The 17,900-nt window shown below is 61.3% G+C and carries 20 protein-coding genes; 14 read left to right on the top strand and 6 right to left on the bottom strand.

Annotation, left to right across the window (positions count from 1 at the left end):
- Window positions 1-18: 18 nt before the first annotated feature.
- Complete coding sequence (locus AC56LH_RS14795; protein ID WP_499647222.1) at window positions 19-1,230, top strand: DesA family fatty acid desaturase; 1,212 nt, start codon at window positions 19-21, stop codon at window positions 1,228-1,230.
- Window positions 1,231-1,498: 268 nt separating this feature from the next.
- Here the strand turns inward: AC56LH_RS14795 and AC56LH_RS14790 are convergent, their stop codons facing one another.
- The 4 genes from AC56LH_RS14790 to radC all read right to left on the bottom strand — a co-directional run bounded on the left by AC56LH_RS14790 (window position 1,499) and on the right by radC (window position 4,483).
- Window positions 1,499-3,097 carry a DUF418 domain-containing protein gene (locus tag AC56LH_RS14790; RefSeq protein ID WP_499647220.1) on the bottom strand — a complete coding sequence of 533 codons (1,599 nt, stop codon included), beginning with the start codon at window positions 3,095-3,097 and terminating at the stop codon, window positions 1,499-1,501.
- A gap of 86 nt (window positions 3,098-3,183) precedes the next feature.
- Complete coding sequence (gene rpmG, locus AC56LH_RS14785) at window positions 3,184-3,351, bottom strand: 50S ribosomal protein L33 (RefSeq protein WP_005665735.1); 168 nt, start codon at window positions 3,349-3,351, stop codon at window positions 3,184-3,186.
- A 13-nt stretch (window positions 3,352-3,364) separates the two neighbouring features.
- A complete protein-coding gene (gene rpmB / locus AC56LH_RS14780) occupies window positions 3,365-3,601 on the bottom strand; it encodes a 50S ribosomal protein L28 (protein ID WP_183555830.1) in 237 nt (78 codons plus the stop codon).
- A gap of 210 nt (window positions 3,602-3,811) precedes the next feature.
- Entirely contained in the window at window positions 3,812-4,483 is a 672-nt protein-coding gene (gene radC, locus AC56LH_RS14775; protein WP_499647218.1) for a RadC family protein, read from the bottom strand.
- Between the two features lie 113 nt (window positions 4,484-4,596).
- Here radC and AC56LH_RS14770 point away from each other — a divergent pair, with 113 nt between their 5' ends.
- The 6 genes from AC56LH_RS14770 (at window position 4,597) to AC56LH_RS14745 (ending at window position 9,902) form a co-directional block, all read left to right on the top strand.
- Window positions 4,597-5,049 (top strand): FKBP-type peptidyl-prolyl cis-trans isomerase, encoded by a 453-nt coding sequence (locus tag AC56LH_RS14770; RefSeq protein ID WP_499580862.1) that lies wholly within the window; start codon window positions 4,597-4,599, stop codon window positions 5,047-5,049.
- Between the two features lie 9 nt (window positions 5,050-5,058).
- Window positions 5,059-6,018 carry a 4-hydroxy-3-methylbut-2-enyl diphosphate reductase gene (ispH, locus tag AC56LH_RS14765; RefSeq protein WP_499647216.1) on the top strand — a complete coding sequence of 320 codons (960 nt, stop codon included), beginning with the start codon at window positions 5,059-5,061 and terminating at the stop codon, window positions 6,016-6,018.
- 229 nt (window positions 6,019-6,247) lie between these two features.
- On the top strand, window positions 6,248-7,177 hold the full coding sequence (locus AC56LH_RS14760; protein ID WP_499647214.1) for a branched-chain amino acid ABC transporter permease: 930 nt from the start codon (window positions 6,248-6,250) through the stop codon (window positions 7,175-7,177).
- A gap of 12 nt (window positions 7,178-7,189) precedes the next feature.
- Entirely contained in the window at window positions 7,190-8,401 is a 1,212-nt protein-coding gene (locus tag AC56LH_RS14755) for an ABC transporter permease subunit (RefSeq protein WP_499647212.1), read from the top strand.
- Window positions 8,398-9,168, top strand: coding sequence for an ABC transporter ATP-binding protein (locus AC56LH_RS14750; RefSeq protein WP_499455313.1), 771 nt, complete (start codon window positions 8,398-8,400; stop codon window positions 9,166-9,168). The genes AC56LH_RS14755 and AC56LH_RS14750 overlap by 4 nt, the downstream gene beginning before the upstream one ends.
- Entirely contained in the window at window positions 9,168-9,902 is a 735-nt protein-coding gene (locus tag AC56LH_RS14745; protein WP_499647210.1) for an ABC transporter ATP-binding protein, read from the top strand. Before AC56LH_RS14750 ends, AC56LH_RS14745 begins: the two co-directional genes overlap by 1 nt.
- Window positions 9,903-9,977: 75 nt before the next feature.
- On the opposite strand, the gene phaP is transcribed toward AC56LH_RS14745, so the two are convergent.
- On the bottom strand, window positions 9,978-10,550 hold the full coding sequence (gene phaP, locus AC56LH_RS14740; protein WP_258835416.1) for a TIGR01841 family phasin: 573 nt from the start codon (window positions 10,548-10,550) through the stop codon (window positions 9,978-9,980).
- A 324-nt stretch (window positions 10,551-10,874) separates the two neighbouring features.
- Here phaP and AC56LH_RS14735 point away from each other — a divergent pair, with 324 nt between their 5' ends.
- The 3 genes from AC56LH_RS14735 to pbpG all read left to right on the top strand — a co-directional run bounded on the left by AC56LH_RS14735 (window position 10,875) and on the right by pbpG (window position 13,825).
- Window positions 10,875-11,801, top strand: a complete 927-nt coding sequence (locus AC56LH_RS14735; RefSeq protein ID WP_499647208.1) for a DMT family transporter — start codon at window positions 10,875-10,877, stop codon at window positions 11,799-11,801.
- The gene (locus AC56LH_RS14730; protein ID WP_499647206.1) at window positions 11,798-12,493 is read left to right on the top strand and encodes a nitroreductase; all 696 of its coding nucleotides are present in this window, start codon (window positions 11,798-11,800) and stop codon (window positions 12,491-12,493) included. The genes AC56LH_RS14735 and AC56LH_RS14730 overlap by 4 nt, the downstream gene beginning before the upstream one ends.
- Before the next feature lie 165 nt (window positions 12,494-12,658).
- Window positions 12,659-13,825: a D-alanyl-D-alanine endopeptidase gene (gene pbpG, locus AC56LH_RS14725; RefSeq protein WP_499647204.1), complete on the top strand. Its 1,167-nt coding sequence runs from the start codon at window positions 12,659-12,661 to the stop codon at window positions 13,823-13,825.
- Between the two features lie 49 nt (window positions 13,826-13,874).
- On the opposite strand, the gene AC56LH_RS14720 is transcribed toward pbpG, so the two are convergent.
- Window positions 13,875-14,660, bottom strand: a complete 786-nt coding sequence (locus tag AC56LH_RS14720; protein ID WP_499647202.1) for an IclR family transcriptional regulator — start codon at window positions 14,658-14,660, stop codon at window positions 13,875-13,877.
- Window positions 14,661-14,806: 146 nt separating this feature from the next.
- On the opposite strand from AC56LH_RS14720, the gene AC56LH_RS14715 reads away from it, so the two are divergent.
- The 4 genes from AC56LH_RS14715 to cysW all read left to right on the top strand — a co-directional run bounded on the left by AC56LH_RS14715 (window position 14,807) and on the right by cysW (window position 17,886).
- Complete coding sequence (locus AC56LH_RS14715) at window positions 14,807-15,193, top strand: diacylglycerol kinase (RefSeq protein WP_499580846.1); 387 nt, start codon at window positions 14,807-14,809, stop codon at window positions 15,191-15,193.
- A 67-nt stretch (window positions 15,194-15,260) separates the two neighbouring features.
- Window positions 15,261-15,899 (top strand): peroxiredoxin, encoded by a 639-nt coding sequence (locus tag AC56LH_RS14710; protein WP_499580844.1) that lies wholly within the window; start codon window positions 15,261-15,263, stop codon window positions 15,897-15,899.
- Window positions 15,900-16,111: 212 nt separating this feature from the next.
- The gene (gene cysT, locus AC56LH_RS14705; protein ID WP_499647200.1) at window positions 16,112-16,984 is read left to right on the top strand and encodes a sulfate ABC transporter permease subunit CysT; all 873 of its coding nucleotides are present in this window, start codon (window positions 16,112-16,114) and stop codon (window positions 16,982-16,984) included.
- Complete coding sequence (cysW, locus tag AC56LH_RS14700) at window positions 16,981-17,886, top strand: sulfate ABC transporter permease subunit CysW (RefSeq protein ID WP_499647198.1); 906 nt, start codon at window positions 16,981-16,983, stop codon at window positions 17,884-17,886. The genes cysT and cysW overlap by 4 nt, the downstream gene beginning before the upstream one ends.
- Window positions 17,887-17,900: the final 14 nt, after the last annotated feature.

Here is a 17,900-nt window from a genome sequence, read left to right as displayed (position 1 = left end):
CCCTGCATTGGAGACTGAATGAATTTCTTTAACGACACTTTGCACGCTGTGCTGTCGTTCTTGTCGACCGGCCTGCTGGATTTTTCGGCATGGGAAGTCGTTCTGTACACGCTGGTGGTAACGCACATCACCATCATCAGCGTCACTGTGTACCTGCACCGCCATCAGGCGCACCGCGCGCTTGACCTGCATCCGATTCCAAGTCACTTCTTCCGCTTCTGGCTGTGGCTGACCACTGGTCAGGTCACGAAAGAGTGGGCGTCGATCCACCGCAAGCACCACGCCAAGTGCGACACCGAAGAAGATCCGCACAGCCCGCAAACGCGCGGCATCCGCAAGGTGCTGTTCGAAGGCGCCGAGCTGTACCGCGCTGAGAGCAAGGTCCAAGAAACCATGGACAAGTATGGCCATGGCACCCCGGACGACTGGATCGAGCGTCACGTCTATACCGGCCGCAGCATGATGGGTATCGTCGCGATGCTGGTGATTAACGTTGCGCTGTTCGGCATCATCGGCTTGTCGGTGTGGGCAGTGCAGATGATGTGGATTCCGATTACTGCTGCCGGCATCATCAATGGTCTTGGCCACTGGTGGGGCTACCGCAATTTCGATTGCAGCGATGCCGCGACCAACATTTTCCCTTGGGGCATCCTGATTGGCGGTGAAGAGCTGCACAACAATCACCACACGTATGCCACGTCGGCCAAGCTGTCGAGCAAGTGGTATGAGTTCGACCTGGGCTGGGGTTATATCCGCATGCTCGAAATGGTCGGACTGGCCAAGGTCAAGAAAGTGGCGCCGAAGCCGAAACTGGCCAAGAACAAGGACCAGGCCGACTTCGATACGCTGCAATCGGTGATCGCCAATCGTTACGACGTGATGGCCAAGTATGCAAAATCGGTGCGTCACGCGTTCCATGAAGAATTCGAGCAGCGCAAGCATGCCAGTGGCCTGGAAACGCGCTTCCTGAAAAGCTCGCGCAAGCTGATGCAGCGTGAACCGGCCAAGCTGGAGCTGTCGCAGAAAGAGCAGCTGGTCGAGCTGTTCCAGCACAGCAAAGCGCTTGAGACCATGCACAATATGCGCGTGGAACTGGGCGCGATCTGGGAACGTTCACACCACACCCGCGATCAGTTGCTGCATCAGTTGCAAGACTGGTGCAACCGCGCCGAAGCGTCGGGCATCAAGGCGCTGCAAGAGTTTTCATTGCGCCTGCGTACCTATGCCTGATCCAGTATCAGCGGATTAAAAAACGGCTCCTTCGGGAGCCGTTTTGCATTTGGCCGCTCCCGCTCCCGCTTGTGCATCGGCGGCCGTGGCAACACAGCCGGGGTCAGGTCTGACATTCGGACACGACCTCGGCAACACAGTAGGGGTCAGGTCTGACATTCGGACACGATCTCAGCCTTAATCACTTGCAATGGTGTCTTGTACATTATTAGAATGGCGCGGCGTCAGCTATTCCCGCCTACCCGCCTGTCGAGATCGTGTCCGAATGTCAGACCTGACCCCGGCTTTTCATGCGCATTGGTGGCCAGGTCAGGTAGGTCAGTGCGCGCCAGACCCATTCGACTGGGCCGTACTGGAAGCGCGCCAGCCACCAGTGGCTCAGGCCGATCTGCAGCGTGCACAAACCCAGCGCGATGCCCACTTGTGCTGTGCGTCCTATTCCCCACAGCCCCATTCCGTGGGCATAAAACAACAGTGAGAATACCAGCGACTGCGTCAGGTAATTGCTCAGGGCCATGCGCCCGAACGGCCCCAGCAGGCGAATGCATGCCAGCGCGCCACGGCTGTGCAGCATCAACATGACTGCGCCAATATAACCAAGTGCGGCGGGCAAGCTGCCCAGTGACAGCAGCGCGTAGGCAAGATCGTGGCCACCATCGTCGACCCCGGGCGGCCGGCCCATCGCGATCAGGCTGCCAAGCAGGCCAAGTCCAATGCCCAGTGGGATGCCCACGATGGCCAGCCGTCGATAGAGCGCTTTGTACTCGCCGGCGCGTGTGATCACGCCCGATCGCACGAACCAGACGCCGATCAGGAATACGCCCACCAGCAATACCGCGAACCCCACCTCGTCACGCATGCGTTCGGCCAGTTGCTTGAACCGCATCGCCACGGCATCGGGATAGCTGCCCTGCGTGAGTACGGCGCGCTCTTCGGTGCTGCGTGCGACCTGATCGCGGTAGCGCAGCACGCGGCCATCGTTGGCGCGCGCGTCGGCGTCATCGGTGCTGGCGCTGCTGCTGGCGCTGCTGCTGCCCGTCACCTGGGCAACAGAGGGTGCAAAGTGCCGCACGCCGGCTTCGACCGCGATCAATGAATAGGTCAGCAGCACGATCTGGAGACCGATGCGCAGTGGCTTCTGTTCGGACGGCCCGCGCTGGCAGGCAAGCAGACCGAGTCCTGTGAAGATGGCGCCCGTCGCGGCCAGCATTGTCGTGTCGTCGCCCTTGCTGCCCCAGGCTGCGCCCAGCGCCGCCAGCAGCATCAAGACACCGGCGCCGATCGTCAGCAGCGGAAACAGCCACGCTTGCCGCGCGCGCAGGTACAAAGCGACCAGCGCCGCCAGGATGATCGGCGCCAGCAACCAGCCCAGCCAGCCCAGGCCCGGCATCTGCGGCAGCGCCGCGCAGGCAATGAATGCGGTCACGAATACCCGCACGGGCGCCAGCAGGGCGAGCATCAGCGCAAGCGCGCCGACCGCATAGCTGATCAGGATATCGCCGCTCCAGAGCAAAGTATGGTGCAGCAGCCCGATCGCCAGCAGCACGCCGACCCGGCGGCCGTAAATGGGCGCAAACTGCCGCCCGGTCACGCGGGCGCGCTCGAGCATCAGTGCGAAGCCCATGCCGAACAGCAGCGAAAAGATCGTCCAGAACTTGCCGCTGACCAGATACGCGACAAGAAACGCCACCAGCCAGTCCAGGCCGTGCAGGCCAGCCGGGATGCCTTGCCCGGATTCGACCACGGGCCGGTTGAAAAATTCGACGTTGGCGATGCAGATGCCGATCAGCGCAAAGCCGCGCAGCACATCAAGGGCGTCGAGACGGTCGGTGGCGGGAGAGAGGGAGGGCAGGGACGGGCTGGTCATTCCGCCATGGTAACGCGGACGGTGTCCGGCCATAAAAAAAGCCGCCAGGCTTGCGCCGGCGGCTTTTTGAAAGACAACAGGATCAATTACTTGATCTTGGTTTCTTTGTAGATCACGTGCTTACGTGCCTTAGGGTCGAATTTGGTAATTTCCATTTTCGCCGGCATCGTGCGCTTGTTCTTGGTGGTGGTGTAGAAGTGACCCGTACCTGCAGTCGATTCCAGCTTGATTTTGTCGCGGCCAGTTTTTGCCATGATAGCTCCCTAATTAAACTTTTTCGCCACGAGCACGCATGTCGACCAGCACGGCATCGATGCCGAGCTTGTCAATCAGGCGCAGGCCGGCGTTCGACAAACGCAGCGAAACCCAGCGGTTTTCGGATTCGACGTAGATACGACGATTCTGCAGGTTAGGCAGGAAACGACGCTTCGTTTTGTTGTTAGCGTGGGAGACGTTGTTACCAACCATCACACCCTTGCCGGTTACTTGGCAAACACGTGCCATAGTGCACTCCTTAAATATGTTCCAGGACTGGAAAAACGAGAGTATAGCGCGAAAAATGAAGCGGAATCAATCACTTGCGAAAAACAATAGTCAATTCAAGAGATTAAAAAATTTAACAATTGCCGATGCGGGTAGATCAGCACGGGTAAGCCCCTGTTTACGCGCTGTAATTCATGCCAATGACCGAACGGCAAGCCGGTGGCAAATCCGTCACAACTGCCCATGTTCGGCAAACGAATACACCTGATTGCCAGCCACCACGAAATGGTCCAGCACCCGTATCTCGACCAGTGACAGCGCCTGCGTGAGCGCGGCCGTGAGCCGCAGATCCGCGTCGCTGGGCTCGGCCACGCCCGACGGATGGTTATGCGCGAGGATCACGGCCGCCGCATTGCGCCGCAGCGCCGCCTTGACGACTTCACGCGGATAGACACTCGTATGCGTCAGCGTGCCCCTGAACATGTCATCACAATTGATCAGGCGGTTTTTGATATCCAGGAACAGCACGGTGAACGATTCATGCGTGCGAAGCGCAAAGTGGCTGCGCAGATAATGCCGCACCGCTTCGGGCGAGCACAATGCCTCGCGCCGGAATTGCTCAGCGACCGCGCGCCGTGCCAGCTCGAGCGCCGCCTGAAGCTGCGCATACTTGGCCGGTCCAAGCCCGTGCAGTTGCCCGAATTCGCCGGCATCGGCATGCAGCAGCCGCTGCAGCGAGCCGAAGTGGGCAAGGGTGTCGCCCGCCAGCGTCACGGCGCTTTTCCCGGCCACGCCCACGCGCAGGAAAATTGCCAGCAGTTCGGTGTCCGACAATGCCGCCGGGCCATCACGCAGCAAGCGCTCGCGGGGGCGGTCCTGCTCGGGCCAGTCACAAATTCCCATCGTGATTCCTCGCCAAAAAAAGAGGCAGCCCGGGCGCAAGCTGCGCGCGTGGCTTACAATAGCGGTTTGCCCCACCGGGGCTGCCCGCACTCATACGAAACGTCGCAAAGAACATGGCCAACGCTGCTCCTGTCGTCAATGAATCCTCGTACCTGACCCTGCATTACCGTCTGGCTGTTGCCGGTGGTTCTGATGTGATCACCACCTTCAATGGCACGCCGGCAACGCTGTTGCTGGGTCAGGGCCAGCTGGCACCGTTCCTCGAAGAACGCCTGCTCGGCCTGCCCGAAGGCACGCACCAGACCTTCGAGCTCAGTGCGCAGGAAGCGTTCGGTGAACGTAACCCGGAACTGATCCAGTCGGTGTCAAAGGCGACGCTGGAAGAAAATTCGGTGCCTGGCGCCGATTACCTGGTCGGCGAAGTGGTCGAATTCAATGCGCCCAAGGGCGGCCGGTTTGCTGGTGTGCTGCTTGAAATGCGCGACGACTCGGCCCTGTTCGACTTCAACCATCCGATGGCTGGCCGGGCGCTCCAGTTCGAAGTGAAACTGATTTCGGTGCTGTAAAGGAAGACTATGGAAAACGAAATTCTGCTTGCCCAGCCGCGCGGCTTTTGCGCCGGCGTGGACCGCGCCATCGAAATCGTCGAGCGCGCCCTGACCCAATTCGGCGCCCCGATCTATGTGCGCCATGAAATCGTCCACAACGCCTATGTCGTGGCCGACCTGCGCACCAAGGGCGCGATCTTCATCGAACAGCTCGAAGACGTCCCACCCGGTAACACGCTGGTGTTCTCCGCCCATGGCGTCTCGAAAGCCGTGCGGGCTGACGCCGAAGCGCGCGGCCTGACGATTTTCGACGCCACCTGCCCACTGGTGACCAAGGTGCACGTCGAAGTGGCCAAGATGCGCAAACTCGGCGCCGAGATCATCATGATCGGCCACGATGGCCACCCGGAAGTCGAAGGCACGATGGGCCAGGCCGAAGAAGGCATGCACTTGGTCGAGACCGTCGCCGATGTCGATAACCTGCAGGTGCGCAACCCTGACCTGCTCGCCTATGTGTCGCAAACCACGTTGTCGGTCGACGATACGGCCGACATCATCGACGCGCTCAAGGTGCGTTTCCCGAACATCATCGAGCCGAAGAAGGGTGACATCTGCTACGCCACCACCAACCGCCAGGAAGCCGTCAAGTTCCTCGCGCCACAGGTGGAAGTGGTGATCGTCGTCGGCAGCCCCAACAGCTCGAACTCGAACCGCCTGCGCGAAGTGGCTGACAAGATGGGCACGCCTGCCTATATGGTCGACAACGCCGCCGCCATCGATCCGACCTGGATCGCGGGCAAGAAACGCATCGGCGTTACCGCCGGCGCGTCCGCGCCCGAGGTGCTGGTGCAAGCCGTGATCGATCGCCTCAAGCAATTAGGCGCCGCCAGTGTGCGCGCCCTTGAAGGCGTCGAAGAGAACGTCACGTTCCCGCTGCCGAAAGGGCTGGACGGCGTTCGGCAAGTAGCCTTCAAGGCTGAAAGCTGAACATTATTTTTCGTTCTGGCAGAAAACAAAATTTGCTACTGCCGCCATTTACCGTTGTTAGTTTTCCAGCAGCCAAGCTATGATGACGGCGCTCGGATTTGTCGTAGCGATGCGCTAACCAGCGCGTCGTTTGACCGCAGACAACGGTAAAGCAGCAGCTTCAGACCATGAGCGGCACGTCGGGATACTCCGGCGTGCCGTTTTTTGTTATTGCACAACAGGCGGAACGATGGAAACCTTTATCCAACAACTACTGAACGGGCTCGTGCTCGGCAGTATGTATGCGCTGGTCGCGCTCGGCTACACGATGGTGTATGGCGTTCTCAACCTGATCAATTTCGCCCACGGCGATGTCTTGATGATCGGCGCGATGATTGGCCTGACCATCCTGCAATTGCTTGAAGCCTATGTGCCTGGCCTGCCAGGCTACGTGCAACTGGCGTTGGCGATCCTTGGCGCCATTCCCGTCACCATACTGGTCAATATCTTGATCGAACGCATTGCCTACCGCCGCCTGCGCAATGCGCCGCGCCTGGCGCCGTTGATCACGGCCATCGGCATCTCGATCCTGCTGCAAACCTTCGCGATGATGATCTGGGGCCGCAGCCCGTTGCCGTTCCCGCAACTGCTGTCGTCCGAGCCGATCATGATCGGCGGCGCCATGATTTCGCAGACTCAGGTGCTGCTGCTGGTGCTGGCCGCGCTGGCGATGGGCGGCCTCGTGCTGCTGGTCGAGCGCACGAAGATGGGCCGCGCGATGCGCGCCGTGGCCGAGAACCCGCGCGTGGCCGGCCTGATGGGCGTCGATTCGAACCGCGTGATTGTCGCCACCTTTGCTATCGGCGCGGCGCTTGCCGCCGTGGCCGGCGTGATGTGGGGCGCCAACTATGCGTCGATCACGTTCACGATGGGCGTGCTGCCGGGCCTGAAAGCCTTCTGCGCCGCGGTGCTGGGCGGCATCGGCAATATTTATGGCGCGATGATCGGTGGTCTCGTGCTGGGCATCATCGAAGCGCTGGGCGCCGGCTATATCGGCGACCTGACCGGTGGCTTCCTTGGCAGCCACTACCAGGACATCTTCGCCTTCGTGGTGCTGATCCTCGTGTTGACCCTGCGCCCGTCCGGCATCATGGGCGAACGCGTGGCCGACCGCGCTTAACCGGAGCACACCATGGCACTCCTGACGTTCGACACCCAGCACAAGCCGCGCCAGGCCTATACCAGCATGGCGCTCCTGCTGGTACTGCTGCTGATCTTCCCGTTCTTTGCCGCGCAATTCGGCAATTCGTGGGTGCGCATCATCGACATCGCGCTGCTGTACATCATGCTCGCGCTTGGCCTGAACATCGTGGTGGGCTTTGCCGGCCTGCTCGACCTGGGGTATATCGCGTTCTTTGCCGTTGGCGCCTATCTGGTCGGCCTGTTCTCGTCGCCGCAGTTCGCTGCGCTGCTGGAATCGGTGATCTATTATTCGCCCGCCATCGGCGAAGCGCTGGTCGCGTTCTTCGGCCCCGAGATCCAGCAGAACGGCATCCACCTGTCGCTGTGGGCGATCGTGCCGCTGGCAGCCTTGTCCGCCGCGCTGTGCGGCGCGCTGCTGGGCGCCCCGACGCTCAAATTGCGGGGTGATTACCTGGCCATCGTGACGCTGGGTTTTGGCGAGATCATCCGCATCTTCATGAACAACCTGAACGACCCGATCAACTTTACCAACGGGCCGCAGGGGATCAACATGATCGACCCGATCCGCATTTTCGGCGTGTCGCTGGCGGGCGAGGCGGGTTCCAACGCCACGGTGCTTGTCGGCAGTTACGCGATGCCGTCGGTGAACGCGTATTACTTCCTGTTCCTGGCGCTCGTGATCGCGTCGATCTTCATCACCGGCCGTCTGCAGCACTCGCGCCTGGGCCGCGCCTGGGTGGCCATCCGTGAAGACGAAATCGCGGCCAAGGCGATGGGCATCAATACCCGCAACGTCAAACTGCTCGCCTTTGCCATGGGCGCCTCGTTTGGCGGCGTGGCCGGCGCGATGTTTGGCGCTTTCCAGGGCTTTGTTTCGCCGGAATCGTTCTCGTTGACCGAGTCCATTGCCGTGCTGGCCATGGTGGTGCTCGGCGGTATCGGCCACATCCCGGGCGTCGTGCTTGGCGGCGTGCTGCTTGCGGCCCTGCCGGAAGTGCTGCGCCATGTCGTCGATCCGGCTCAGCAAGCACTGTTCGGCAAGGTGATCATCGAGGCCGAAGTGTTGCGCCAGTTGCTGTACGGCCTGGCGCTGGTGCTGATCATGCTGGTGCGCCCGGCCGGCCTGTGGCCGTCGCCCAACAAGGAAGAGCGCCCGAACGCCGCGCTGGCGCGTGACGACGAAGAAGCGAGTACCTCATGAGCGAACAAGTCATTCTGAACATTGCCGGCGTCAACAAGCGCTTCGGCGGCCTGCAGGCGCTGACCGATGTCGGCATCCGGATCATGCAGGGCCAGATCTACGGCCTGATCGGCCCCAATGGTGCCGGCAAGACCACGTTCTTCAATGTGATCACGGGCCTGTACCAGCCCGACAGCGGCACGTTCGAGCTGGCTGGCAAGGCGTACTCGCCGTCGGCCCCGCACGACGTGGCCAGGGCCGGCATCGCGCGTACGTTCCAGAACATCCGCCTGTTCGGCGAGATGAGCGCGCTGGAAAACGTCATGGTGGGGCGCCATGTGCGCACCAGACAGGGCGTGCTTGGCGCGATCCTGCGCCACAAGGCGGCGCGTGAAGAAGAGCGGGCGATCCGCGTCCGCGCCCAGGAACTGCTCGATTTCGTGGGCATTGGCCAGTTCGCCAACCGCACGGCGAAGTTCCTTTCGTATGGCGACCAGCGGCGCCTGGAAATCGCGCGCGCGCTGGCAACCGATCCGCAATTGCTGGCGCTGGACGAGCCGGCGGCCGGCATGAACGCCACCGAAAAACTGGGACTGCGCGAACTGCTCGTCAAGATCAAGGCGCAGGGCAAGACCGTGCTGTTGATCGAGCATGACGTCAAACTGATGATGGGCCTGTGCGACCGCATCACGGTGCTCGAATACGGCAAGCAGATCGCCGAAGGTGTGCCTGCCGAGATCCAAAAGAACCAGGCCGTGATCGACGCCTATCTGGGAGGTGCGCACTGATGGACGCAGTGAAGAATGAAACGATCCTGCAGATCGCGGGCCTGAAAGTCGCGTACGGCGGCATCAAGGCGGTCAAGGGCATTGACCTGCAAGTGGCCCGGGGCGAACTGGTCACGCTGATCGGCGCGAATGGCGCCGGCAAGACGACGACGCTGAAAGCCATCACCGGCACGCTGCCGCCATGCAAGGTTGAAGGCGACATCAGCTATCTTGGCCAACCGCTGCGCGGTACGCAGTCGTTCCGCATGGTCCAGCAACAACTGGCCATGGTGCCGGAAGGGCGGGGCGTGTTCACCCGCATGTCGATTCACGAAAACCTGTTGATGGGCGCCTACACGCGCAATGACCAGGCCGGGATCGATGCCGATATCGAGAAATGGTATGCGGTGTTCCCGCGCCTGAAGGAGCGCGCGGGCCAGCTGGCCGGAACGCTCTCGGGCGGCGAGCAGCAGATGCTGGCGATGGCGCGCGCACTGATGTGCCATCCGACGCTGCTGTTGCTGGACGAACCGTCGATGGGCTTGTCGCCGATCATGGTCGAGAAGATTTTCGAGGTGATCCGCGATGTGTCGCAGCAGGGCATCACGATCCTGCTGGTCGAGCAGAACGCCAAGCTGGCGCTGCAGGCCGCGCACCGTGGCTATGTGATGGAGTCGGGCGAGATCATCATGACGGGCAATGCACGTGACATGCTGACCGATCCGCGCGTGCAGGCCGCGTATCTGGGCGAATGACCCATACGGATGTAAAAATGGCCGGGACGCTTGCGCGCCCCGGCCATTTTTTTACCCATCAGCGATGCTGCAGTCTTACGCAGCAGCAGCCGTTGCGGAGTTGGTGGCTTTGGCAGCGTTGGCCGAGAATTGCGACACCGCAGCGTTCACATTGGTTTCGATGGCTTCGACAGCCTGCTTCGAGGTCTTGCTGAACTGCTCGTAACCGGCATTGGCGTTGCTGATGGCGGTCTTGACGGCAGCGACGAAGTTTTCGGAACCGGCCGGTGCATTCTTGCTTACTTCGTCGACCAGCGAAATCACCTTGCGGTTGGCTTCGACGATCTGGCTTTCGGCTGCTTTCGAGAACTCGGCGCCGGTGCCGCTGGCGATCGACGCCAGCTGACGGCTGTAGGCCATCGCTTTTTCAGCGTTTGGCTGTGCCTGAGTGGCGGCCAGCGAGAAGAATTCTTGCGGATCCTTGGCGCTCAGCAGTTTGCTGGTGAGGGCCGACGATTCTTCGAGGCTGGCGCGTGCGGTGCTGATGTTCAGGGCGACCAGTTTTTCCATGCTTTCGAACGTCTTCGACGTCAGCGACGAAAACAGGGCGAACTGCGACTCCAGGCTGGTCTTGGTGGCGGTCGAAAACTGCTCAGGGATTGCAAACATGTGTCTCTCCAAAATGTTACGTTTCGTGAATGGACTATTGCTCGGGGTGGGGCAGGCTCTTCGGCAAACGCGATGAAACTCTTCTTTTGTGCACCGCAACAGGGCAGATTTTGTGCCACTTCGTTTGAGGCGTCAAGCGATTTTGATGCAATGCACAATCCGTGGTACGGAAGTGACAAGAATGCATTTATCGTGAGAAAGCTCAATTGATCTACCGCAAACGAACATTCTTTTTCGCTGTCTAATTGCACTGAAACGGTGTGTTAGACTCGGTTCTTGTCTTTACCTTAACTCTGTCGTTTCTTTCGGGACATCGCTGCGTTCATGTCACAGCCCGCCATTTCGCCGCCGGTTACCGCTGCCGTCCCGACTGCTCCATGGCTGTCGCCGGTACCGCTGTTCTTTGTCCTGTTGTGGAGCACCGGCTTTATCGTCGCCAAGTTCGGCCTGCCTTATGCGCCGCCGCTGACCTTCCTGATCGTGCGCTGCCTGGGCGTGCTGGCCGTGCTGCTGCCGATCGTGGTGATCTGGCGTGCACCATGGCCGCGCGGGCACATCCTGCACGTCGCACTGGCTGGCTTGCTGTTGCAGGCAGGGTATCTGGGCGGCGTCTGGGCTGCCATCAATCTGGGCATGCCGGCCGGGCTGACGGCGCTGATCGTCGGCATGCAGCCCATCCTGACCGCTGCGGCCGCGCCGCTGATCGGCGAGCGCGTGCGGCGCCTGCAGTGGCTGGGCTTGCTGTTGGGCCTGTCCGGTGTGGCCCTCGTCGTGTATGCCAAGCTCGGTCTGGCCGGCATGTCGCCTGCCGCACTGGCGCTGTGCCTGTTTGCGCTGCTGTGCATCACGACCGGCACGCTGTACCAGCGCCGTTTCTGTCCACAGTTCGATCTGCGTACCGGCACCGTGATCCAGTTCGGCGCGACGGTGCTCGTGCTGATTCCACTGGCCATATGGCTGGAAGACCTTGATCCGGGGTTCAGCCGCATCACCTGGAGCGCTGACTTCATCCTGGCGCTGGTGTGGTCGGTGCTGGCGCTGTCGATCGGCGCCATCTTCCTGTTGTTTACCCTGATCCGGCGCAGCCAGGCCACTGAAGTGACGAGCCTGATGTACCTGACTCCGCCCACCACCGCCATCATGGCCTGGCTGCTGTTCGGCGAATCATTCAGCCTGCTCGGCCTGGTCGGGATGATGGTCGCCGTCAGTGGCGTCGCCTTTGTCGTCAAGAAACCAAGGAATCTCCAATGATCAGCAGTCCCAGCCAGGAAGCGGTCGATGCCGCCATCACGTCGCGCCGCTCGATCCGCGCCTTTCTCGACAAGCCGGTGGAACGCGACGAGATCGCGCGCATCCTCGACGTTGCCGCGCGGGCGCCGTCCGGCACCAATACGCAGCCGTGGAAGGTGTATGTGCTCACTGGCGCGGCGCGCGCGCGGCTGTCGAATGCGATTCTGGCCGTCAATGCGGATCCCGGGCAAGCGCGCGGGCATACCGAGGAATATGCCTACTACCCGCGCGAGTGGACCTCGCCGTATATCGACCGCCGGCGCAAGGTCGGCTGGGATCTGTACAGCCTGCTGGGTCTGGGCCGCGACAACAAGGCCGGCATGGCGGTCCAGCATGCGCGCAACTACGCCTTTTTCGACGCGCCGGTAGGCTTGATCTTCACGATCGACCGCATCATGGCGCAGGGTTCGTGGCTCGACTACGGCATGTTTTTACAGAACATCATGGTGGCAGCACGTGCACGGGGCCTCGATACCTGTCCGCAAGCGGCGTTCACGCAGTATCATCGGATCATTCATGCCGAACTTGGCCTGGCAGACAGCGAGATGGTGGTCTGTGGCATGGCGCTGGGCTGGGCCGATCCGGAGCGGATCGAAAACACCCTGGTGACCGAGCGTGAACCCAGTGAAGGCTTCGCCCGCTTCATGGAGTAGCGTAAATACCGTCAATATCCTGTTGATATCAAAAGAAAAATTGTTTCCAAGTTCGTGTTGTTTTAATCGGTTATTGCCGCACGGAATGTGAATTTTGCTTGCGAACGGACGTCGTTCCGCTACACTTCACTACGTATCTCATCTGTTCGGATCAGGGGCTTCATCATGTTCAAACTTGCTGTGGCTGCTGTCGTTGCCGCTTTATTCGCCTTTTCCCCGGTGCAAGCCGCAGGTGCTGGTGCCGGCGCCGGTGCCGGCGCGACCGAGCAGGCGAAAAAATCCGCTGCCTCCAAGAAAAAAGTCAAACGCCAGGTCGTGCGCAAAGCCACGACCAAACGCGCAAAACGTGCCAAACGCCAGGAGTTGGCAGCTGCCGACGACCGTCCGCGCATGGTCCGCCGTGTCAAGACGGTGCGCGGCAAGCGCGTCGTCACCTATCAGCCAGTGCGCACGGCCGCTGCCGCTGTCGCGGTGGGTGTCGCCGCCAAGACCGTCGGCGACATGGCGGGTCTCGACAACACAGCCGATCCGCTGGCGCTGCGCTCGAACGTCGCCTACGTGGTCGACCAGAACAGCGCCGAAGTGCTGTTCGAGAAAAACGCCAATGTCGCACTGCCGATCGCGTCGCTGACCAAGCTGATGACGGGCATGGTCGTGATGGATGCCAAGCAAGACCTGGACGAGGTGTTGCGCGTGACCGACGACGACGTCGATCGTCACAAGTTCAGCAGCTCACGCCTGCCGGTTGGCGCCAGCATGACGCGCCGCGAACTGCTCCATATTGCCCTGATGAGTTCCGAGAATCGCGCTGCGGCCGCGTTGGGCCGCAACTATCCGGGCGGCATCAACGCCTTTGTCGGTGCAATGAATGCCAAGGCGCGCGAACTGGGCATGCGCGACACGCATTATGTGGACTCTAGCGGCCTGTCGAGCCGCAACGTGTCAAGCGGCCGCGACCTCGCCAAGCTCGTCATGGCAGCGCACGGCAATTCGGTGCTGCGCGAGTTCTCGACCACGCCCAATTCCACCGTGCAGGCCAGCGGCCGCACGATGCACTATCGCAATACCAACTACCTGGTGTCGCTGCCTGACTGGAATATCGGCCTGCAAAAGACCGGCTTCATCAACGAAGCAGGGCGCTGCCTGGTGATGCAAGCCATGATCCATGGCCGCAACGTGGTGATGGTGTTCCTGGATTCGAAGGGCAAGATGTCGCGTACGGCCGATGCAGGCCGGATCCGCCGCCTGATCGAGTCGTTGCCGGACCGGATGGATGTCGAGGCCATCCGGCCATCGACCATTACCGCCAGCGCGCCGGGTCTGGCGCGCTAAGAAACAGGGCAGGCCTCGCGCCTGCCCTTGTTGTAACTGCTCTCGTTATTTATACCGTCGGCATTGGCCGATATCCCAGGGTTGCCGAAATGCGCGCTGCGGTCTGCACCAGGTCATCGAGCCAGTCTTCCTGCAGGCGGTCGGCCGGCGCCGAAATCGACAAGCCTGCCACCAGCTTGCCGCTGTCATCGTGGATGCCAGCGGCCATGCAGCGCACACCCAGTTCCAGCTCTTCATTGTCGCGCGCATAGCCGCGCGAGCGCACCAGGCTCAGCTCTCGTTCCAGCCGTGCCAGTTCGGTGATCGAGTTGCGCGTGTGGCCCGACAGGCCCGTGCGGGTTGCGTAGGCGCGCGTGGCCTTCACGTCGTCCACGGACAGAAACAGCTTGCCGGTGGAGGTGAGGTGCAGCGGCCCGCGCCCGCCGATGGCGCGCACGACCTGCATGCCGGATCGCTCCGAGAAGGCCCGGTCGATGTACACGATCTCGTCGCCCTGGCGCACCGACAGGTTGACCGTCTGCTGCGTCTTGCGGTGCAGGGCGCGCATGGCCTCGAGCGCCGCTTCGCGCACCGACAGCCGGCTCTTGACTACATTGCCCAGTTCCAGCAGGCGCATCCCCAGCCGGTACGTGCCCGGCTCGACCCGGTCGACGAAGCGTGTGACCACCATATCGTTGAGGATCCGGTGCGCCGTGGACGGGTGCAGGCCCGACACACGCGCCAGCTCCTTGAGGCTGACCGGGTCGGAATAGCTGGCCAGGGCGTCCAGAAGGGAGGTCATGCGTTCGATCACCTGGATCGAGGTCTTGGCGGGTTGAGGCGTTTCCATTTTCATATGATGGTTGGTGCGGTGCAGTAGGCCCATTCTTTATACCATGATGTGAAACGCTCACGCAAACCTGGCCTTGCATTGTGGGCACACTTGCCACATGCTGATCCGGAGGCTGCATAATGACGTTCCCGCATCCTCACTGGACAACGATGGACAACCCGATCAGCGAATTCAAGACCTTGCGCGGCCTCGAGCGCATTGGCGCGGCGTGCCGCAACACCTGGGACGGCTTGCGCTGGGCCTGGCGCAGCGAAGCGGCGTTCCGGCAAGAGGTGGTGCTGATTGTCGTGGCCAGCGTGATCGCACTGCTGTTGCCGGTCTCGGGCTTCCAGCGCCTGGCCATGATCGGCGTGCTGGTCGTGGTGCTGATCGTCGAGCTGATCAATTCGGCGATCGAGGCGATCGTCGACCGTGTTTCGCTCGAACGCCATCCATTGTCGAAAGCGGCCAAGGACATCGGCAGTGCCGCTGTCGCGCTGACGCTGCTGCTGGCGTTCGCCGTCTGGGCCGTCGTCCTCTACAATCGCTTCATGTAGACCATGCACCGCGCCGTCCCCGCCGGACGGTGCCCCGAACAAGTTTGATCAATCACAGGAGATGACCATGACGTTACGCCTCGGCGATACCGCCCCCGATTTCGAACAAGCATCCAGCATTGGCCCCATCCGTTTTCACGAATGGGCAGGCGACTCGTGGGTCGTGCTGTTTTCGCACCCGGCCGACTTCACGCCGGTCTGCACCACCGAACTGGGCCTGACCGCCAAGCTCAAGCCTGAATTCGACAAGCGCAATGTCAAGGCGATCGCGCTGTCGGTCGATGCGGCCGAAAAGCACCTCGACTGGATCCGTGACATCGAAGAAACCCAGCAAACCGTCGTGGGCTTCCCGATCATCGCCGATGCCGACCGCTCGGTCTCGACGCTGTACGACATGATCCACCCTGAACAGTCGGCCACCGCCACCGTGCGTTCGCTGTTCATCATCGATCCGAACAAGAAAGTGCGCCTGACCATCACCTATCCGATGAGCACCGGCCGCAATTTCGACGAAGTGCTGCGCGTGATCGACGCCCTGCAACTGACCGATGGCTATACGGTCGCCACGCCAGGCAACTGGAAAGATGGCGACGATGTCATCATTCCGCTGACCGTGACCGATCCTGACGTCATCAAGCAAAAGTACCCGAAAGGTTTTGAAGCGCCGCGTCCGTATCTGCGCATGACGCCGCAACCGAACAAGTAAGCATCTCTTCGCGGTGCCAGAACGGTGGACCGGGCAATTGCCTGGCCACCGTTTTTTTATTGCATGTACGAATTTCTACGCATATCGCCATGCAGGCGCCGCACGTCTACATAGCGTTTCGTGTCTATACAAATAAGGATTCTTTCGTTTGCGTTATGAAGATCACGTGAGAATATTTGATTCCAATAGAAGAATTTGTAATAAGGATTCGCATGACATCGCTTGCTATGCCAGGTAGCACGGCAGCGTCCAAGTCGTCGAAAGCACCGGGCCGGGTCATTCCCGGCTTTGGCATTTCGCTCGGCTTCACGCTGTTTTACCTGGCGCTGATCGTCCTCATCCCGCTGTCGGCGGTGTTCCTCAATACCTTCAGCATGACCTGGGCCGAGTTCTGGGCCACCGTTACGTCCGAGCGCGTCATGGCGTCGTATCGCCTCAGCTTTGGCGCGTCGCTGATCGCCGCCACCCTGAACGTCGTGTTCGGTGGCATCGTGGCCTGGGTGCTGGTACGGTATAAATTTCCCGGCAAGCGCTTCATTGATGCGCTGGTCGACCTGCCGTTCGCGCTGCCTACCGCTGTGGCCGGCATTACGCTGACCGCCCTGTATGCGCAGAATGGCTGGATTGGCCAATACCTCGCTGCATGGGGCATCAAGGTCGCGTTCACGCCGCTGGGCGTCGTGGTCGCGCTGACCTTCATCGGGCTGCCATTCGTCGTGCGCACGGTGCAGCCGGTGCTCGAAGAAGCCGAACGCGAACTCGAAGAAGCCGCCGCCAGCCTGGGCGCGCCGCCGCTGCAGACGTTCACCCGCGTGGTGCTGCCGACGATCACGCCGGCGCTGCTGACCGGCTTTGCGCTGGCCTTCGCGCGCGCTACCGGCGAATACGGCTCGGTCATCTTCATCGCCGGCAACCTGCCGATGGTGTCCGAGATCACGCCGCTGCTCATCATCTCCAAACTCGAACAATACGATTACGCCGGCGCCACCGCGATTGCCGTCGTGATGCTGGTGTTCTCGTTCATCCTGCTGCTGACGATCAATCTGCTGCAGGCCTGGACACGCAAGCGGGCGGGCAAATCATGAGCGCCGTCCTCGACAAAGTCACGCCGCCACGTCCACTGGCAGCCCGCGGCAAGCGCCTCGACACCAGCGTGCTCGAGCCGCGTTGGGTCAGCGTTCTGCTGATCGCCATTGCACTGGTGTTTCTCACGCTGTTCCTGTTCATTCCGCTCGCCGCGGTGTTTACCGAAGCGCTCAAGAAGGGCTGGGAAGTGTATGTCGAATCGGTCATCGATCCGGATGCGGTATCAGCCATCAAGCTCACGCTGATTGCCGCCGTGATCTCGGTGCCGCTGAACCTCGTGTTCGGCGTGGCGGCCGCCTGGGCAATTACCAAATTCGAATTTCGTGGCAAGAGCATCCTGCTCACGCTGATCGACCTGCCGTTCTCGATTTCGCCCGTGATTGCTGGCCTGATGTACGTGCTGCTGTTTGGCGCGTCGGGCTGGTTCGGCCCGTGGCTGGCCGAGCACGACATCAAGATCCTGTTCGCGGTGCCGGGCATCGTGCTGGCCACCGTGTTCATCACGTTCCCGTTCGTGGCGCGAGAGCTGATTCCGCTGATGCAGCAGCAGGGCACTGAAGAAGAAGAAGCGGCGCTGGTGCTGGGCGCATCGGGCTGGTCGACGTTCTGGCGCGTGACGATGCCGAACATCAAATGGGGCCTGCTGTATGGCGTGATCCTGTGTAACGCCCGTGCGATGGGCGAGTTCGGCGCCGTTTCGGTGGTCTCGGGCCACATCCGCGGCGAGACCAACACGATGCCGCTGCACGTCGAGATCCTCTACAACGAATACAACTTCACGGCCGCTTTTGCTGTGGCGTCGCTGCTGGCGCTGCTCGCGCTGGTGACGCTGGCCATCAAGTCCTTTATCGAATGGCGTCTGCACCAGGCCAAGTCGGCCTCGCTGGACGCCCCTCACTGAATACCCGCCGGAGC

It is taken from the genome of Telluria sp. LT1R51-2 (assembly GCF_059685775.1).
Note: the sequence above shows the minus strand (reverse complement) of the source record. Positions and strands in the feature narration are given on the sequence as shown.